The organism is Saccharopolyspora hordei, assembly GCF_013410345.1.
Classification (GTDB): domain Bacteria; phylum Actinomycetota; class Actinomycetes; order Mycobacteriales; family Pseudonocardiaceae; genus Saccharopolyspora; species Saccharopolyspora hordei.
This window is the reverse complement of record NZ_JACCFJ010000001.1, coordinates 2679307-2697184: the sequence shown is the minus strand read 5'-3', so window position 1 is coordinate 2697184 and position 17878 is coordinate 2679307. Positions and strand designations below refer to the sequence as shown.

Sequence of the window (17878 nt, the reverse complement as noted above, 5' to 3'; positions counted from 1 at the left end):
CATCGCCACCCCGCCGGTCAGGTGGTCAGCCGGTGACGGACTCCAGCACCGGGAGGTAGCCCTTGGCGTAGCCGTCGACGTTCGGGTGGAAGGACTCCACGAGCGGGTTGCTCGGGCCGTTGATCCACTCCTCGCTGGAGCAGACGCCGTGTCCGTCGAAGGCGTCACGGGTGTCGGCGTAGGTGAACCCGGCCGCCTGCGCCCGCTCGGAGATCACGCCGGCCAGCACGTCGGAACCGTCGTTGATGCGCTGCCGCTTGGCGTCGGAGAACAGCGGGATGCCGCAGTCGCCGAGCTCGGTGAGCCGCGGGTAGCCGAGCACCACGACCTCGGCGTTCGGGGCGGCCTCGCGGATCGCGGCGTAGGTGCTGTCGAGCTTGGCGGGCAGCTCGTTGCGGGCCTTCTCCTCGCCCTCGCTGACCGCGGAGTCGCAACCGCTGTCCGTGCCGAGCAGGCAGTCCTGGATGACGTCGGCGAACCCGACGTCGTTGCCGCCGATGGAGATGGTGACCAGCGTGGTGTCGGCGCTGAGCCCGCTGAGCTGGTTGGCGACGACGTCGTCGGTCACCGCGCCCGAGCAGGCGTTGAAGGTGAAGCTGCTGACGCCGTGCGAATCGGCCCACAGCTGCGCGTAGGCCTTGGGGCTGCGACGGCAGTCCCCGCTGTCGTCGAAGTACTCTCGCGTGCCGACTCCGGAAGCGTAGGAGTCGCCCAGTGCTGCGTAGTTCTCCGCGGCGGGTGACGCGATCGCTGGTGCGGCCAACATGGTGCTCGCTGCCGCCACCACCGCCGCGGCACCGACGACGTGCCGTAAGTGACGCATGCTTCCTCCGGTGGGAGATCGAAAAAACGTCACCATTCAAAGAGGAAGCAGCGCCGAACCAGGCGAATTGGCGAATACCCGCCAGTACGGACGTCTGGAGCACGACACGCGCCCGAGCACCAGCCGCCGACCGGGTGCCGTTCTTCCCGGAATTCCCGGGAGGTTCAGCGGGATCGGTCCGGACCCGGGTGCCCCCACACCGCCGACGACCACCTCAGCGGGCCGAGCGCGTCGACCGCTCGACCGGTCCACGCACGCACGACCCGCGCGGGTTCACCTCGGACACGCGGACCGTCTCTGACGATCGACCATGACGCACGCGCTGTGGCGCGCTCGCACCGACCCCGACGCGGGATCGATCGAGGACAGCGTCTTCTCGACCGCGACACCGCCGGCCGTGCGCGCAGCCGGGTCGTGAGTGCTGGAACCGGCTCCAGCCGGTCTGCGCACTCACGACCACCTGGCAGCGTCGTGCCGGAGGACCCGACGTGGATCACGTCCGCGAATTGCGTCGTGCGAGCAGCGCGCGTGGACGGGCGGTGAATGCGCGTGCCGTCGTGACCACAATTCCCGTCACCCAGGGTGGACGAATCAGTTCCGCTGGGTCACACGGATGTCCAGTCACGTGACGGATTCGCTGTTCAAACGTTACAGGAAGTTTCACGATGCGGAAAGGCGGAGCGCACGGGTGTGGCAAAAGTTACTTTCGGGTTCAAACCACCGGACGAGTCGTATAGGCACTGTGGGCGAGTCGCGCAATTCTGCGGGGCGCCCGAGTGCCGTTTTCGAACTGCGGCCAGCAATTGTTCGGGCGCCGAATTTCGCGCGCGCGAATGCACGACGAGTTCGGAGGAGTAGTGTTCCAGCTCAGTGCGGTGACCACCGCTCTGTTATTGATCGCATTCTACGGCCTCACGTTCCTCATGACTCTCTCGATCCGGGAGAAGAAGGAGAACGTGGACGGGTTCATGGTCTCCAACGGTGCGGTGGGCTTCGGCATCTCCGCCGCGAGCATGACCGCGACCTGGGTGTGGGCTGCCTCGCTCTACGCGGCGGCCAGCTCGGGCTACACCTACGGCGTCTCCGGGCCGATCCACTACGGGCTCTGGGGTGCACTGATGATCCTGTGCATCTACCCGTTCGGCCGGCACTTCCGCAAGGTGGCCCCGAAGGCCCACACCCTGGCCGAGGTGATGCACGCACGGCACGGCCGTTCGAGCCAGCTGATCCTGGCGGTGTCCAACATCGTCGGCAGCGTCATCAGCCTCACGGCGAACTTCACCGCCGCCGGGGCGCTCATGGAGATCCTGACGCCGTTCAGCTTCCTGCACGGTGTGCTCATCGCCGCCATCGGCGTGCTCGCCTACACCCTGTGGTCCGGGTTCCGGGCCTCCGTGATGACCGACTTCGCGCAGCTCGTCGCCATGATGCTGGCCGCCGCGCTGATCGTGCCGATGGTCTTCTTCGCGACCGGCGGCACCGACGGGCTCGACGCGGGCATGGCCCGGCTGACCGACGAGCAGGCGAACTTCTTCTCCGGTGAGGCCTTCCTGGAGCAGGGCGGTCCGTACCTGGCCGCGGTGCTGGCCTACGCCATCGGCAACCAGACCATCGCGCAGCGCCTGTTCGCGGTGCGGCAGGACCGGATCAAGAGCACGTTCATCACCGCGACGCTCGGCTACGCCGGCACGGTGATCGGCCTGGGCATGCTGGGGCTGCTCGCGGTGATGGTCGGCCTGCAGCCGCTCAACGGCGACATGAACAACATCATCCCGCAGATGGCGTCCGAGTACCTGTCGCCGGTGATGGTCGGTCTGCTGTTCATCATGGTGATCGGCTCGCTGTCGTCCACTGCGGACTCCGACCTCGCGGCGCTGTCCTCGCTGGTGATGACCGACATCTACGGCAAGAACATCGCGCGCGGCAGGGTGAACCCGCGGACGATGCTCTACATCGGACGCATCACCATGATCGCGGCCACCGCGCTCGGCGTGATGTTCGCGGTGTCGAACTTCAACATCCTCGACCTGCTCGTGTTCGTCGGTGCGCTGTGGGGCGCGCTGGTGTTCCCGGTGATCGCCAGCTTCTACTGGGACCGGATCACCAACACCGCGTTCACCGTCTCCGTGGTCGTCGCGCTGGCGTTCTTCCTGGTGGCGCGCTTCGAGCTCCTGCCGCTCACCGGCGTCGTCGCCGTCGTGATGGAGGTCGCCGCGGTGATCGGCGGAGCCGTGGTGTTCGGCTTCATGGCGTTCGGCCTGTTCGGCAAGAAGGTCGGCCTCACGGTCGGCGTCATCGCGGGCGTGGTGCTGTTCCCGCTGGTCCTGGGCTTCCTGCGGGACTACCCGACGCTGCTCGGCTCGCTGGTGTCCTACGGCGTCAGCGCCGTCGTGTGCGTCGCGATCAGCATGACCAACAAGGACCGCTTCGACTTCTCGGTCATCAACGAGCGCGTCACCGAGTTCCAGATGAGGGACCAGCAGCCCGAGCCGGCGACGGTCGCCGCCGACCGCTGACGCGAGGAAGAACGGAGCACCTGGCGTGGAAAACCTGATCCTGACCGCCTACATCCTGATGTGGCCGGCGATGACCGCGATCGTGCTGATCGTGTTGTGCGCGGCCGTGTTCAAGGACCACCGCGACGCCAAGAAGAACAACAAGTCGGTCGTCTGAGCGACCAGTCCCCCGACCAGCAACTCGCATTGGAGACTTCAACGATGGGTTCCCGCGTAGCCGTGATCGGTGCCGGCCCCAGCGGCTTGGCCCAGCTCCACGCGTTCGAGGAAGCGCGCAAGAAGGGCGCTGAGGTGCCCGAGGTCGTCTGCTTCGAGAAGCAGAGCGACTGGGGCGGCCTGTGGAACTACTCCTGGCGCACCGGGCTCGACGAGTTCGGCGAGCCCGCGCACGGCAGCATGTACCGCTTCCTGTGGTCGAACGGGCCGAAGGAGTGCCTGGAGTTCGCCGACTACACCTTCGAGGAGCACTTCGGCAAGCCGATCCCGTCCTTCCCGCCCCGCGAGGTCCTCGCCGACTACATCCTCGGCCGGGCGAAGAAGAACGACGTCCGGCGGTTCATCCAGTTCGCCACCGCGGTGCGCTGGGTGAGCTACGACGAGTCCACCGAGAAGTTCACGGTGACCGTCGAGGACCTGGCCGCCGGTGAGACCCGGCGCGAGGTGTTCGACTACGTCATCGTCGCCACCGGCCACTTCTCGGTGCCGAACGTGCCGCACTACGAGGGTTTCGAGACCTTCCCCGGCCGGGTCCTGCACTCGCACGACTTCCGTGACGCCCGCGAGTTCGCCGGCCAGGACGTGCTGGTGATGGGCAGCAGCTACTCGGCCGAGGACCTGGCGCTGCAGAGCAAGAAGTACGGCGCCAAGTCGGTCACGATCACCTACCGCACGGCGCCGATGGGCTTCACGTGGCCGGAGGGCATCGACGAGGTGCCGCAGCTGGTGAAGCTCGACGGCGAGGTCGCCCACTTCAAGGACGGCACCAGCCGACGGGTCGACGCGATCGTGCTGTGCACCGGGTACAAGCACCACTTCCCGTTCCTGGCCGACGAGCTCCGGCTGCGGACCAAGAACGTGCTCTACCCGGCGAACCTGTACAAGGGCGTGTTCTGGCTGGACAACCCGAAGTTGATGTACCTCGGGATGCAGGACCAGTTCTACACGATGACCCTGTTCGACGCCGAGGCCTGGTACGCCCGCGACTACGTGCTCGGCCGCGTGTCGCTGCCGTCCCGCCAGGAGATGGCCGCCGACATCGACAAGTGGGTGCAGCGCGAGTCGACGCTCAGCGCCGACGCCGAGATGATCGACTTCCAGGCCGACCACGTCGCCGAACTGCTGGCGGACGTCGACTACCCGAAGTTCGACCTCGACCTCACCCGCAAGCTGTTCCGCGACTGGGAGCACGACAAGCAGGAGAGCATCATCGGCTACCGCGACCGCGGTTTCCGCTCGCCGTGCACGGGCACCGAGGCACCGGTGCACCACACGCCGTGGTGGGAGGCCATGGACGACTCCTTGGAGACCTACCTCAACGGCCCCAAGGAGGGCTGAGGCCGGTCCGCACGACGTGAAGGGCGCCTTCCCGGCGGCTCGCCGGGAAGGCGCCCTTCGCGTGTCGAGGTCAGTGGTCGAAGCGACCGTCCTTGATCGCGCGCAAGAAGGCGGCGACGTCGACGTCCAGCACCGGCCCGTCGGGGTCCTTCGAGTCCCGGATCAGGCCGAGCGGGCTGGACAGCTCCACGCAGTTGCCGTTCGCGTTGGAGTAACTGGACTTCTGCCAGGTGTGCCCGTTCACTTCTCCTCCCAATGCGAGATGGCCTTTTCGATCTGTGCCAACGAGTCCTCTTCGTCCATCGCGATGTCCCGCAACCAGGCAACAGCCTTCTTGTACTCGGCGACATCATGCTCGGTCGGGATGAACGCACCTGAACTGTGGTGTTCGAAGTGCACCACTGGAGAGGCGTCCGGGAACTCGTAGAGGACGAACGGCCCTGCCCATCCTGGGTGCCAACCGATGCGCTGAGGCATCAGCTGCACTACCACGTTCGGTCGAGCTGCCATCTCAGCCAGGTGGCGAAGCTGGTCGAGAACAACACCGTCCTCGCCGATCGGCTCGTAGAGACCTGCTTCGCCGATCAGTGCATGGAAGTTCACCGGATCTTTTCGAGTGAGTACCTCGCGGCGGCTCACGTTGAGCATGACGCGCAGCTCGACATCAGTCTGTGACAACCGCGCGGCCACCTTGATCGCTCTGGTGTAGTCCGACGTCTGGAGCAGGCCAGGGATCACCATCGGCGACCACTCGACGATCGAGGATGCTGCTCGCTCGCACTCGACCACGCCCGCCAACTGTTGCGGAATGCCGTTCATCCCGACTGTCAGCCAGTTCGGCTCAGCCACGTTTCGCGCGAGATCAAGGATCCTTTCGCGCTCGCGCGGCGAAACTCGGAGGGCGGTGAGGATCATCGCGACCGTTTCGACGTTGGGTACGCGGTGGCCGTTCTCCCAGTGCGAGATCTGTGTGTGCGACAGCTCCAGATGTCTCGCCAGTTCACGTGAGCCCATGCCGCTCGCTAGACGAGCCTCGCGGAGAGCCGCCGACAACGCTCTGGCACGCGGCGTACCTGCGGTTGCGGGCATGCACCACATCCTATCGGTTGACCTGCGCAAACAGATCACCCAATTGAATCACTAGTGGTGCACCCTGGCAACCAACCAACATGGTGTCTACGCAACCAGTGCTGACATTCGATTCCACAGGAGGTGTGCATGTCCGGTGCTGAGGTGTGGCCGCGGTGGTTGCCGTCGCCAGGGCTGCGGTCGCGGGAGACGCACTACGTCGCGCGGCCCGGGGGGACCGGGGCGTGCGGGGCCGTGGTCATGTGGGCCACCGTCGGGCACCCGACCACCACGCGGCCGCGGTGCTGGGTGTGCGAGCGGATCGTCGGCACGCGGACGACGGCACCCCGGCCGTCCCGCAGCACCTGGCGCGGACCCGGGTCCCTGCGCAACCAGAAGTGCACCGGGCGGACCCGCCGGTGACGGTCCACTCCGGACACTGCACTCCTCCGCAGATTGAACACCCGTAGGCCCTCTGGCCGGATCGGCGCGTCGCCCCCTCCCCGACACCGCGCCGGTCCTCCCGGTAGCCGGGCTCTGCCCCCGACCCGGCCCGGCTACCGGGACTCCTCCTGCCAGACCGGTTCCGGGGACTCGCGGACCCGGCCGTCGGCGTGGAACACCAGGTAGCGGTCGAAGGAACGGGCGAACCAGCGGTCGTGGGTCACCGCGACGACCGTTCCCTCGAACTCCTCCAGCCCTGCCTGCAGGGCGTCCGCCGACACCAGGTCGAGGTTGTCCGTGGGCTCGTCCAGCAGCAGGAGGTTCGCGCCCTCCAGCTCCAGCAGGAGGATCTGGAACCGGGCCTGCTGGCCCCCGGAGAGCGTGTCGAACGGCCGCTGGGCCGCCTGCACGATCTCGTAGCGGGCGAGCAGGCGGCTCGCCTCCTCGCGGGTCGTGCCCGGGCGCCGCTCTCCCCCGCCCATCAGCAGGTCCAGCAGCGTGCGGCCGGTGAACTCCGGGTGCTCGTGCGTCTGCGCGAACATGCCCGGCACCACCCGCGCGCCCAGGCGCGCGAGGCCGGTGTGCGGCACCGGGGTCAGCGCTCCCCGGTCCGGCACCGGGATGTCCTCGCTCCCGCCGCGAGCCAGCAGCCGCAGGAAGTGTGACTTGCCGGTGCCGTTCGCGCCCAGCACCGCGATCCGCTCGCCGTAGCGGAACTCGGTGCTGAACGGCTTCGTCAACCCGTCCAGCGCCAGGTCCTCGCAGACCACCGCGCGCTTGCCGGTGCGGCCGCCCGCCAGCCTCACCCGCACGCGCTGCTCGCGTGGCACCGCCTCCGGTGGGCCCGCTTCCTCGAACTTGCGCAGCCGGGTCTGCGCCGCCTGGTAGCGGGCGGCCATGGAGTCGTTGTGCGCGGCCTTCTGCTTGAGCTCCTGGACCAGGCGGACCAGCTTCGCGCGGTCCTCGTCCCAGCGGCGCCGCAGCTCGTCCAACCGGGCCACCCGGTCCGCGCGGGCCTGGTCGTAGGTGGCGAAACCACCGCCGTGCACCCAGGTCCGGTTGCCCGTGGCGCCCAGTTCCACCGTGACGATGCGGTTCGCGGTGCGGTGCAGCAGTTCCCGGTCGTGGGTCACGAACAGCACGCTCTTCGGGGTCTCCCGGATCTGCTGCTCCAGCCACTGCTTGCCCGGCACGTCGAGGTAGTTGTCCGGCTCGTCGAGCAGCAGCACCTGCTCGGGGCCGCGCAGCAGCGCTTCCAGCGCGAGCCGCTTCTGCTGACCGCCGGAGAGCTTCCGCAGTTCGCGGAAGCGGGCCCGGTCGTAGGGCAGCCCGAGCGCCTCCGTGCAGCAGACGTCCCAGAGCACCTCCGCGTCGTACCCGCCGGCGTCGGTGTACTCCGCGATCGCCTCGGCGTAGGCGAGCTGGGCGGCGTCGTCGTCCCGCTCGATGAGCGCGTCCTCGGTCTGCTCCAGCCGCTCCGCGGCGGCGCGGAGCCTGGGCGCGGACAGCGAGACCAGCAGGTCCCGCACCGTCGAGTCGTCGCGGGCGTGGCCGATGAACTGGCGCATCACCCCGAGTCCGCCGGAGCGCACGATGTTGCCCTCGGTCGGCGTGAGGTCACCGGAGACCAGGCGCAGCAGCGTCGTCTTGCCCGCGCCGTTCGGCCCGACCAGCGCGGCTTTCACGCCGTCGCCGACGCGGAACGAGACGTCGTCGAGCAAGACCCGCCCGTCGGGCAGGACGTAGTGCACCTTCTGCAGTTCGACGTGCCCCATGGCACTCGCCCCCCCAGTCGTCAGGTCAGGACCAGCGCGGTGAGCCGCACCCCTCCAGCTCGACGTCCCGCGCCGACAGCGCGGCCGAACCAACAGCCGACGAGCTCACGCCGCGGAAGCTACCGCGCCTGCGACAACGACGGCCAACGGTTTTCCCGCTCCCCACCCGCGCAGAGCGCCCCGACGCCCAGAGACCACCACCGACCTGGGCGAACTGCCAGTTTTAGGCAAAACTGACCGCCCACCAACCGGGCACGCGGCCGCCAGTTCTAGGCAAAACTGTCGCCCTCCGCGCACGAGAACGGGAGCAGGCGGTCCTGGGGGATCGCCTGCTCCCGCTGCACCAGCCGTTGCGCGTTACGGCTGGGGGAACTGTTCCGCGTACGTGGTGACCGCGGTGCTGATGGCCTGGAGGTTGCGGTCCAGGGCCTGGGTGTCGACGTTGTCGACCGTGTCGCAGGACTGGTGGTAGCACGGGTCGAACGCCTCGCCCGCCTGGCCGCCCCACTTCTGCGCCTGCTCCTCGGTCTTGGTCCCCTCGGCACCGGTGAAGGTGCCGCCTGCCGGGATGCCGACCTCGATGAACGGGCCGTAGTCGGAACGGCCGTCGAAGTCGGTGCCCTCGGTCTCCACCCCGGCCTGGGCCAGCGCGTCGTTGAGCAGCTGCTCGATCTGCGCCGACCCCTCCGGACCCGGCCCTTCACCCTCGCCGTCGGAGTCGTCACCGTCGTAGGTGAAGTAGCCGGCGTTCGGCGAGCCGACCATGTCGAAGTTCAAGTAGGCGGCGATCTGCCCCCGCTCCTCCTCCGACAGCGAGTCGACGTAGTACGTGGAGCCGACCAGACCCTGCTCCTCGGCGCCCCAGAACGCGAAGCGCAGCTTGTTCGTGGGGGTCGCGCCGCTGGCGGCGTAGTCCAGCGCGGCCTGCAGGATCGCCGCCGAGCCGGTGCCGTTGTCGTTGATCCCCGGCCCGCGGCTGACGCTGTCCAGGTGGGCGCCGAACATGATCACGTTGCCGGCGTCGCCCCCGGGGGTCTCGGCCAGCAGGTTGTAGGTGGTGCCGCCCAGGGTGCTGAACTCCTGCACCGTGGTGACGTACCCGGCCTCGTCGAGCTGCGCCTTGACGTAGTCCAGCGACGCCTTGTAGCCGGGTTGCCCCGCGGCTCGGTTGCCGCCGTTGGCCTCCGCGATCGACTGCAACTCCTGCAGGTGCTCCTGCACCGCCGCGACCCCGGTCAGCGGCGCGGCCGGTGCGCTCGCCGCGGTCGCCGGGAGCGCCAGGGCCGACACCGCGGCCAGCGCGGTAGCGGTCGCCAGTACGGGTCGTTTCGGCATGCCACTTCCCTTCTCCCCGGGCAGGCCCGTGTCAGCCGGAACGTATCGACCGGATCGCGGCCTTCGGGGAGTTTGACGAGAATTCGCCGCGGAGCACGTTTTCCCGTTCTCACCGAACAGGATCCGCAGGACGAGGGCGCCACCGCACCCGTCGTCCACTGTGGATGACGGGTGCGCAGCTCGGACACCAGCAGGCCTGCACCACCTCCGGCATGCGGGAACGCGAGACCAGGCGGCACGGCAGCCCCACCGCGCGCGTTCGGTGACCAGCCGGTCACTGCCCGCACCAAGCACGCCGGACGCTCCGGAGAGACCCCCATCACAAGTGGGAGGTAACCGTGCACACCCCCTGACCTGCGTGCGAGCATCGCCCGAGTTCCACGTCACGCCGCCGTCGCGCGGTGTTCACCGGGAGGAAGGTTCAGGTGCAGGTTCTGTGGGGTCTCGGCGGCATGCTGGTGGTGCTGCTGCTGGCGTTCGCGATGTCCACCAACCGGCGCGCGATCAATCCGCGGACCGTGCTCGGGGCGCTGGCGATCCAGATCCTGTTCGCGGTCATCGTGCTGCGCTGGGACGTGGGCAAGCAGGCGCTGTCCGCGGTGAGCGGTGCGGTGCAGAAGGTGCTCGATTCCTCCAAGGAGGGCATCGAGTTCATGGTCGGCCCGATCCTGCCCGGTGAGGGCACCGTGGTGGCCTTCCAGGTGCTGCCGATCATCGTGTTCATCGCGTCGCTGACCGCGGTGCTGTACCACTGGGGCGTCCTGCAGTGGGTGGTCCGCATCCTCGGTGGTGGCCTGCAGAAGGTGCTGGGCACCACCAGGCCGGAGTCGCTCAACGCCACCGCGAACATCTTCCTCGGCATGACCGAGGCGCCGCTGACGGTCCGCCCGTACCTGCCGAGGATGACCCGCTCGGAGTTCTTCGCGGTGATGACCGGCGGCCTGGCCACCGTGGCGGGCACCGTGATGGTCGGCTACGCGATGCTGGGCGCCAGCCTGGACCACCTGATCGCGGCCAGCTTCATGGCGGCACCGGCCGGCCTGCTCATGGCCAAGATCATCGTCCCGGAGACCGGGGAGAAGGGCACCGAGGAGGACAGCACCGAGGACGCCGCTGAGGAGACCGCCAAGGACGCGCCGGGTGCGGCCAAGGCCCCCGAGGCCGACGAGGCCGACAACAAGCCCCGCAACGTCATCGACGCCGCGGCCTCCGGCGCCTCCGACGGCGTGCGGCTGGCCCTGAACGTCGGCGGGATGCTGTTCGCGTTCGTCTCGCTCATCGCGCTGGTCAACCTGGTCATCGGCGGCGTCGGCGGGCTGTTCGGGCTGCCCGACCTGTCCCTGCAGCAGGTCCTGGGCTACGTGTTCTCCCCGCTGATGTGGGTGATCGGCGTGCCGTGGCACGAGGCGGTGGCCGCGGGCGGCTTCGTCGGTGAGAAGGTCGTGCTCAACGAGTTCGTCGCGTTCGCCGACTTCGGCCCGCAGATCGGCCAGTTCAGCGAGAAGAGCGCCACCATCATCACCTTCGCGCTCACCGGGTTCGCCAACCTCGGCTCGCTGGGCGTCCTGCTCGGCGGGCTGGGCGGCATGGTGCCGTCCAAGCGGAGCTGGATCGCCCGCGACGGGGTCCGCGCGATCATCGCCGGCACCCTGGCCAACCTGCTCAGCGCCACCATCGCGGGCGTGCTGGTGGCCTGACGCCCGCGCGGGTGCGCGGCGACCGCACGCCGCCGCGCACCCGCGACGTCACGCCCAGTGCGCCGCGGAGCGCTTCTGCAGCAGTTCCCGGTACTGGCGCGTGGTGTTCTCGTGCAGCTCGCCGGTGCCCCAGTCCAGGACCACCCCGTACCGGCGGATCACGTCGAGCATGTCCAGCTCGCCCGCGCGGTAGCGGCGGGCCACCGCGTGCGGGTCCTCGGCCAACCAGTCCCGCCGCTGCGCGGCGATGGAGGCCCGCAGCTCCTCCGTGGCCGCGGTGTCCACTTCGTACTGGTCGAGCTCCGGGTCGATCGGGCGGATGACGACCCCGTAGTCCTTGGCCGCGCGCTCCACCGAGACGTAGCCGTCGATGACGTCCTCGACGACCAGCTCCGGGTCCCGGGTGAGCGGGTCGCCGTACCCGCCGCCGCCCGCCGACGGCCGGGTGAAGGAGTCACCGGGCTCGATCGGGACGTTCGAGAACGTCGCTCCCAGGAACCGCTCCTCGTCGGTGCCCTTGTTCAGCCACACGCCGTGCGGCACCGAGGGCAGGCCGCCGGCGATGCCCCAGGTGATCGACCGGGCGCGGTCACAGCAGTACGACATCACGGTGCTCTCGCAGTCGGTGAGCACGCCGCCCTTCTCCAGGCCGCACCCGCCGCGGTACCGCCCTGGGCCACCGGAGTCGGTGACGATGCTGTGCCGGCTGGTCAGCACCGGGGAGAGCCGCTCCTGCCCCTCGACCGGCTGCACCGCCAGGCCCGGGCCGAAGACCGGCGCGGTCGCACCGGAGCCGTCCTTGCCGTTCCGGCCGCCCCAGCCACCGGCCATCCAGTCGTACCACATGAAGTAGGGGCGTTCCTCAGTCCGACCGTCCCTGCCGCCGACCAGCAGGTACTCCAGGTTGAACGCGCACGCCATGGCGCGCTCGGGCACCACCTGCGACCAGATCTCGAACAGCGCGTTCATCAGCTTCTCGTAGGGGCCGGAGCAGAAGCCGGTGACCGCGGTGGGCCACGCGGCGTTGACCACCGTGCCCTCCGGGCCGAGGTCGGCGTGCACCACCCGGTACAGCCCCGAGTTCAGCGGCACGTCCGGGAAGAACGTCTTCGTCCCCGCGTACAGCGCCGAGTGGGTGGTGCCGTAGCCGGAGTTGAGGAACGTCGACACCGCCGGGGCGCTGCCGGTCAGGTCGTAGTGGATCCCCTCGTCGTCGATCCGCATCCGCACCGAGACCGGCACCAGTCCCTCCGGCGAGCCGGGGTCGGCGTCGAGGTGGTCGACCGCGTGCCACTCGCCGTGCGGGAGCTCGGCGAGCTTGCGGCGGACGATGCGCTCCACGTAGTCCTGCACGCCCGCCATGGCGGCCACGACGGTGTCCTTGCCGTAGCGGTCGACCAGCCGCAGGACCTCGCGCTCGCACACCGCGGTGGCCTCGGCCTGCGCGTTGAGGTCGCCCATGCAGCTGTAGGGCGAGCGCGTGTTGGACACCAGCAGCCGCGCCACGTCGTGCAGCTGCTTGCCGCGGTGCCACACCCGCACCGGGGTGATGCGCAGCCCCTCGCTGAAGTGCTCCTTGGCGTTGACGTCGAAGGAGCCGGGCACGTTGCCGCCGATGTCGGCCCAGTGCCCCTTGTTCTGCGCGAACCCGATGAGCTCGGAGCCGGCGAAGATGGGCCGGATGAAGCTGACGTCGTTGAAGTGCGTGCCCCCGCGGTAGGGGTCGTTGACCGCGAAGACGTCACCGGGGCCGATGTCGTCGCCGAACTCCTCCAGCACCGCCCGGCACTGGAAGTGCAGCGTGCCGACGTGCACGGCGATGTCGGCGCTGCCCTGCATCACGGTGCCGCCCGAGGCGTCGCACAGCGCCGAGGAGAAGTCCCGCGCGTAGATGACGAACGAGTAGCAGGTGCGCATGATCTGCTCGCTCATCAGGTCCACGGCGGTGGCGAAGGCGTTCTTGAGCACCTCGAAGGTCACCGGGTCCAGTCCCGCCGGGGTCACCGGGCCCGCGTCGCGCTCGATCGTCATGGTTCAGGCCTCCGTGAGGTGGATGCGGATGTTCAGCCACTCGTCGATCTCGGCCCGCGCGCCCGGGGGCACGACGGTGGTGGCGTCCAGCTGCTCGATCACGGCCGGGCCGCGCAGCCGGGTTCCGGCGGGCAGGTCGGACCGGTCGTGCACCGGGGTGTCGACCCATCCCGGCCCGTCGAAGTGGACCTTGCGGGTCTGCCGCGCCGCGGGCGCCTCGCCGGGAACCACCTCGTGCGGGGCGATGACGGGTTTGGGCGTGACGCCGACCGCGGTCAGGCCCAGCTGGTAGATCTGCACCGGGGTGTCGTCCCGGCGGAACGAGTGCTCCCGCTCGTGCTGCTCGTGGAACAGCTCGATCGCCTCGCGCAGGGCGTCCGGACCGCTGCCGCACTTCACGGTCAGCGACCGCCACTGCCCGAGGTAGCGCATGGAGACGGTGCGCTGCAGGACCGCGTCCTCGGCGCGGACGCCCTCGTGGCGCAGCCGGGCGGAGGCCTCGGCCTCCAGGCCCGCGAAGGTGTTCTCGAACTCCTCGACGTCGGCCTCCTCCCCGACGGCGTGGAACATCGCGGACAGGTCGTGGCGGATGTCCACCAGCAGGCACCCGAGCGCGGAGGTCACACCGGGGTTCGGCGGCACCACGACGGTCGGGATGCCCAGCTCGCGGGCCACCTCCGCGCCGTGCAGCGCGCCGGCGCCACCGAAGGCGATGAGCGCGAAGTCGCGCGGGTCGTAGCCGCGGCGGATCGAGATCAGCCGGACCGCGTCGGCCATGTTGGCGTTGGCGACCTGCAGGACCGCGCTGGCGGCCTCCTCGAGCGAGAGCCCGAGCGGCCGGGCGACGTGGTCGAGCAGCGCGGCCTCGGCCAGCTCCGGCGCGAGCGTCTTGGCCCCGCCGGCCAAGCTGGTGCCCAGCCGGTTGAGCACCAGGTTGGCGTCCGAGTTGGTGGGGGCGGTGCCGCCCGCGCCGTAGCACGCCGGTCCGGGCACCGCTCCGGCCGACTGCGGGCCGTTGCGCAGCGACCCGGCCTCGTCGATGTGCGCGACGGACCCGCCACCGGCGCCGATGGTGAGCACCTCGATCGACGGGAAGATGATCGGGTAGCCGTACTCGACCGACCACTCCTTGGTCACCCGGAGCTCACCGCCGTGCACCATGGCGATGTCGGTGCTGGTGCCGCCCATGTCCAGGCTGATGGCGTTGGCGTAGCCGCACTGGGTGGCCACGTGCCGGGCGGCGATGGCTCCCGCGGCGATGCCGGAGGCGGCCAGGCGGACCGGGTAGCGCTCCACGGTGCGCGGGGTCATCGAGCCGCCGCCGGAGTGCAGCAACAGGAGGTCGCCGCGGTAGCCGCCGGCCGCCAGCTCCTCGGCGAGCCGGTTGACGTAGCCGCTGACCAGCGGGGCGAGCACGGCGTTGGCGACGGTGGTGGTGAACCGGTCGTGCTCGAAGATCTCCGGGAGGATCTCCGCGCTGGCGCAGACGGTCACCCCGGGCAGCTCCTCCTCGAGGATCTCGCGCATCCGGATCTCGTGGGCCGGGTTGGCGTAGGAGTTGACGAAGCAGACCGCCACGGTGCGCACCCCGCGCCTGCGCAGCAGCGCCGCGACGCGCCGGGCCTCCGCCTCGTCCAGCGGGGTCACCACGTTGCCGTCGTGGTCGACGCGCTCGGTGACCTCGAAGCGGTCCCGGCGGCGCAGGTAGGGCCGCGCCACGTCGTGGTAGGCGTCCCAGAGGTCGTCCTTGGTGCCGTCGCGGATCTCGATGACGTCGCGGAACCCGGTGGTGGTGACCATCGCGGCCGGTTGGAAGTCCCTCGTGATCAGGGCGTTGGTGGCCACGGTCGTGCCGTGCGAGAACAGCGACACCTCGCTGAGGTCGACGCCGCCGCGCTCGATGCCGTCGAGCACCGCGCGCATCGGGTCGTCCGGGGTCGACGGGACCTTGGTGACCCGGATGCTCTTGGTGTCCTCGTCGAACACGCACACGTCGGTGAACGTGCCTCCGACGTCGACGGCCACGCGCTGCTGTGCCATGCGGGTGCCTCCTCGAGTGGTGCGGGTGGGACAGGGCCGCCGCCGGCTGCGGTTCAGTGAGGAGGTTGCTACACGCTGTACGTGCTGTCACTGTGAAGAGCACAGACGACGTGCCGTCGTCTTGTCACATCGGACAGGGGCGGGAGGGCCGGTGGAGCTGGACAGCCGCGGCGGGTGGCCGCAGTTGACCCTGCGCCACCTGGTCGACGAGCCGAGCCTGCAGCTCACCGTGGTGGAGTCCGGCGACCTGTCGCGGGTGGTCCGCTCGGCGCACCCGGTCGAGGTCGCCGAGGCCGCCGCCCAGCTGCGCCCCGGGGCGGTCGCGCTCACCACCGGCACCCCGTTCGCGGCCGCGCCGGAGGACCCGGGGCCGCAGGAGCGGCTGGTCACCGACCTCGTCGCCGCGGGCGCCGCCGCCCTGCTGTTCGGCACCGGGGTGCACTTCGAGCGGGTCCCGGACCCCCTGCGCGCGGCCGCGCGCGAGCGGAGCCTGCCGGTGCTGGCCGTGCACGCGGCGGAGACCCCGTTCACCGCGATCGCCGACCACATCACCAGCGGCGCGCTGTCGATGGAGACCTACCTGCTCAAGCGCACGGTGTGGTTGCAGAACGACCTGCTGCACGCGCTGTCGGCCTCGGACCCGGTGAGCGCGCTGGTGGTCCGGCTGGGCGCGCTGTGCAAGGGGGCGGCCGTGCTCTACGAGGGCGAGGGGCGCGTCGTGGCCTCCACCGGTCACGGTCCGCTCCGCCTGGTCTGGGAGGAGATCAGCGCCCGCCCGCACGGGGCGCAGCGGTTCACCGTCGGGCAGTGGACGGTCGCCACCCGGCCCTTCCTGCTGCGCGGCACGCGGTTCCAGCTGGCGGTGGCCTCGCGCAACGGCGCGCTGCTGGACGACCTCAGCCCCGACCTGCTGGAGACCGCCGAGCGGGTGCTGGCCGCCGCCAACGCCTCGCGGTCGCTGGTGATCAGCCAGGAGCGCGCGGAGGCGGCGCGGCTGGTGTCGGCGCTCCGCACCGGGGTCACCGCCTCGCAGGTCCGCCAGACGTGGGACCGGTTGCGCCCGTTCGGGTTCCGCGTCGGTGACGACCTCCGCGTGGTGGTGGCGAGCGCGCTGCGCGGCGAGCCCGGGGTGCGGGACACCGCCGAGGTGGTGCTGGAGCAGGCCGAGCTCGCCGACCTGCCGCTGGTGCTGGCCGCGGAGCGGGAGCCGGACCACGAGTCCGGCGAGCTGACCGCGGTGCTCGCCGACGGCGAGGCCGCCGGCCCCTGGCTGGACGACCTCGCCCGCACCCACCTGGTCGGGGTCAGCGGCCCCTTCAGCGACCTCACGGTGGCGGCCCGCTACGTCCAGGAGGCCACCACCGCCTGGCACCTGGCCGGCCGCCGCCACGGCCGGGGCAGCGGCCGGACCCTGGTGCGGCTCGACGAGGTCGACTTCGCCACCTGGCTGCTGACGCGGCGCGACGACTCGCAGGTCGCCGACCGCTTCGAACGGCACTTCGGCGCGCTGACCACCTCGCCGGAGCTGGTGGAGACCGTGGTGCACTACCTCGCCTGCGACCAGGACGTGAAGCGGACCGCCGAGCTGCTGTTCATCCACCCCAACACGGTCCGGTACCGGCTGCGCAACGTCGAACGGCTCATCGGCGGGCGGATCTCGTCCGCGCAGGTGGTGGCGAACCTCTACCTCGCCTTCCAGGACGACGTCCTGGCCTGCGCGGAGACCGTCGAGCGGACCCCGAGCGGGGTGCGGGCGTGAGGCGCGCCCGGGCACCAGCGCGGTCGGCGCCGGCGGGCGGGAGCGCACGACCGCTCGCCGACGCTGCCGCCGGGCACGCTCGGCTGGAGAATCAGGAGGACTGCGGCACAGCGGGTCTGCTGCCGCCAGGGCACAGACCGGCGCCCCGTCCGGGGCCGCAGGCGATGAGCACGAGGAACCAGGAGGTCGCTCCAGTGGAAAAGGTGGTACTGCTCGACGAGACCGGTCAGGCGATCGGGATCGAGGACAAGACGACCGTGCACCACCGGCAAACCCCGCTGCACCTGGCGTTCTCGTGCTACGTCTTCAACGACCGGGGTGAGTTCCTGCTGACCCAGCGGGCCCACCACAAGCCCACCTTCCCGAGCGTGTGGACCAACACCTGCTGCGGGCACCCGGCGCCGGAGGAGGACATGGGTGCGGCGATCGTCCGGCGGCTCGGCGAGGAGCTGGGGCTGACCGTGCACGACCTGGAGCTGGCGCTGCCCGGCTTCCGCTACCGCGCCGTGATGCCCAACGGGGTCGTCGAGAACGAGATGTGCCCGGTGTTCTTCGCCTTCACCGAGGACACCCCGCGACCCAACCCCGACGAGGTCGCCGAGACCCGCTGGGTGGACTGGGCCGAGTTCAGCACCGGTGTGCTGTCCGGGCGGGTCGAGGTGTCGCCGTGGTGCGAGCTGCAGGTCCGCCAGCTGGTCGAGCTGGGGCCGGACCCGACCCGGTGGCGCGGCGGCGCCCCGGCCGACCTGCCTCCCGCCGCCCAGGTGGCCTGAGTCCGGGTCCTCGCAGCCATCTCGGTCAGGTTAGGCTTGGCTAACCTGACCGAGATTGCGAGG

At 70.1% G+C, this 17878-nt stretch carries 14 protein-coding genes; 6 read left to right on the top strand and 8 right to left on the bottom strand.

Going from position 1 to position 17878, the window contains the following annotated elements; translation table 11 throughout:
• Nucleotides 1-25 precede the first annotated feature (25 nt).
• A complete protein-coding gene (locus HNR68_RS12615) occupies nucleotides 26-823 on the bottom strand; it encodes an SGNH/GDSL hydrolase family protein (RefSeq protein WP_179720674.1) in 798 nt (265 codons plus the stop codon).
• A 923-nt stretch (nucleotides 824-1746) separates the two neighbouring features.
• Between HNR68_RS12615 and HNR68_RS12610 the strand changes: the two genes are divergently transcribed.
• From HNR68_RS12610 to HNR68_RS12605, 3 genes are read left to right on the top strand one after another with little or no spacing between them, the layout of a single operon-like run.
• On the top strand, nucleotides 1747-3339 hold the full coding sequence (locus HNR68_RS12610) for a sodium:solute symporter family transporter (protein ID WP_246330440.1): 1593 nt from the start codon (nucleotides 1747-1749) through the stop codon (nucleotides 3337-3339).
• 25 nt (nucleotides 3340-3364) lie between these two features.
• Nucleotides 3365-3496 (top strand): putative transporter small subunit, encoded by a 132-nt coding sequence (locus tag HNR68_RS26485; protein ID WP_218888282.1) that lies wholly within the window; start codon nucleotides 3365-3367, stop codon nucleotides 3494-3496.
• Between the two features lie 44 nt (nucleotides 3497-3540).
• Nucleotides 3541-4893, top strand: coding sequence for a flavin-containing monooxygenase (locus HNR68_RS12605; RefSeq protein ID WP_179720670.1), 1353 nt, complete (start codon nucleotides 3541-3543; stop codon nucleotides 4891-4893).
• Between the two features lie 70 nt (nucleotides 4894-4963).
• Here HNR68_RS12605 and HNR68_RS12600 read toward each other — a convergent pair whose 3' ends face one another.
• The 5 genes from HNR68_RS12600 to HNR68_RS12580 form a co-directional block, all read right to left on the bottom strand.
• Entirely contained in the window at nucleotides 4964-5137 is a 174-nt protein-coding gene (locus HNR68_RS12600; RefSeq protein WP_179720668.1) for a DUF397 domain-containing protein, read from the bottom strand.
• Nucleotides 5134-5982, bottom strand: coding sequence for a helix-turn-helix domain-containing protein (locus tag HNR68_RS12595; RefSeq protein WP_179720666.1), 849 nt, complete (start codon nucleotides 5980-5982; stop codon nucleotides 5134-5136). Before HNR68_RS12595 ends, HNR68_RS12600 begins: the two co-directional genes overlap by 4 nt.
• A 194-nt stretch (nucleotides 5983-6176) precedes the next feature.
• Nucleotides 6177-6401, bottom strand: a complete 225-nt coding sequence (locus HNR68_RS12590; RefSeq protein WP_179720664.1) for a hypothetical protein — start codon at nucleotides 6399-6401, stop codon at nucleotides 6177-6179.
• A gap of 117 nt (nucleotides 6402-6518) precedes the next feature.
• A complete protein-coding gene (locus HNR68_RS12585) occupies nucleotides 6519-8180 on the bottom strand; it encodes an ABC-F family ATP-binding cassette domain-containing protein (RefSeq protein WP_179720662.1) in 1662 nt (553 codons plus the stop codon).
• Between the two features lie 357 nt (nucleotides 8181-8537).
• On the bottom strand, nucleotides 8538-9515 hold the full coding sequence (locus tag HNR68_RS12580; protein WP_179720660.1) for a M28 family metallopeptidase: 978 nt from the start codon (nucleotides 9513-9515) through the stop codon (nucleotides 8538-8540).
• 425 nt (nucleotides 9516-9940) lie between these two features.
• On the opposite strand from HNR68_RS12580, the gene HNR68_RS12575 reads away from it, so the two are divergent.
• Complete coding sequence (locus tag HNR68_RS12575) at nucleotides 9941-11212, top strand: NupC/NupG family nucleoside CNT transporter (protein WP_343050101.1); 1272 nt, start codon at nucleotides 9941-9943, stop codon at nucleotides 11210-11212.
• A gap of 48 nt (nucleotides 11213-11260) precedes the next feature.
• Here the strand turns inward: HNR68_RS12575 and HNR68_RS12570 are convergent, their stop codons facing one another.
• A complete protein-coding gene (locus tag HNR68_RS12570) occupies nucleotides 11261-13243 on the bottom strand; it encodes a hydantoinase B/oxoprolinase family protein (RefSeq protein ID WP_179720658.1) in 1983 nt (660 codons plus the stop codon).
• 3 nt (nucleotides 13244-13246) lie between these two features.
• The gene (locus HNR68_RS12565; RefSeq protein WP_179720656.1) at nucleotides 13247-15283 is read right to left on the bottom strand and encodes a hydantoinase/oxoprolinase family protein; all 2037 of its coding nucleotides are present in this window, start codon (nucleotides 15281-15283) and stop codon (nucleotides 13247-13249) included.
• A 151-nt stretch (nucleotides 15284-15434) separates the two neighbouring features.
• On the opposite strand from HNR68_RS12565, the gene HNR68_RS12560 reads away from it, so the two are divergent.
• Both HNR68_RS12560 and idi read left to right on the top strand, forming a co-directional pair.
• Nucleotides 15435-17042 carry a helix-turn-helix domain-containing protein gene (locus tag HNR68_RS12560; RefSeq protein ID WP_179720655.1) on the top strand — a complete coding sequence of 536 codons (1608 nt, stop codon included), beginning with the start codon at nucleotides 15435-15437 and terminating at the stop codon, nucleotides 17040-17042.
• A gap of 194 nt (nucleotides 17043-17236) precedes the next feature.
• Nucleotides 17237-17815 carry an isopentenyl-diphosphate Delta-isomerase gene (gene idi, locus HNR68_RS12555; RefSeq protein WP_179720653.1) on the top strand — a complete coding sequence of 193 codons (579 nt, stop codon included), beginning with the start codon at nucleotides 17237-17239 and terminating at the stop codon, nucleotides 17813-17815.
• Nucleotides 17816-17878: the final 63 nt, after the last annotated feature.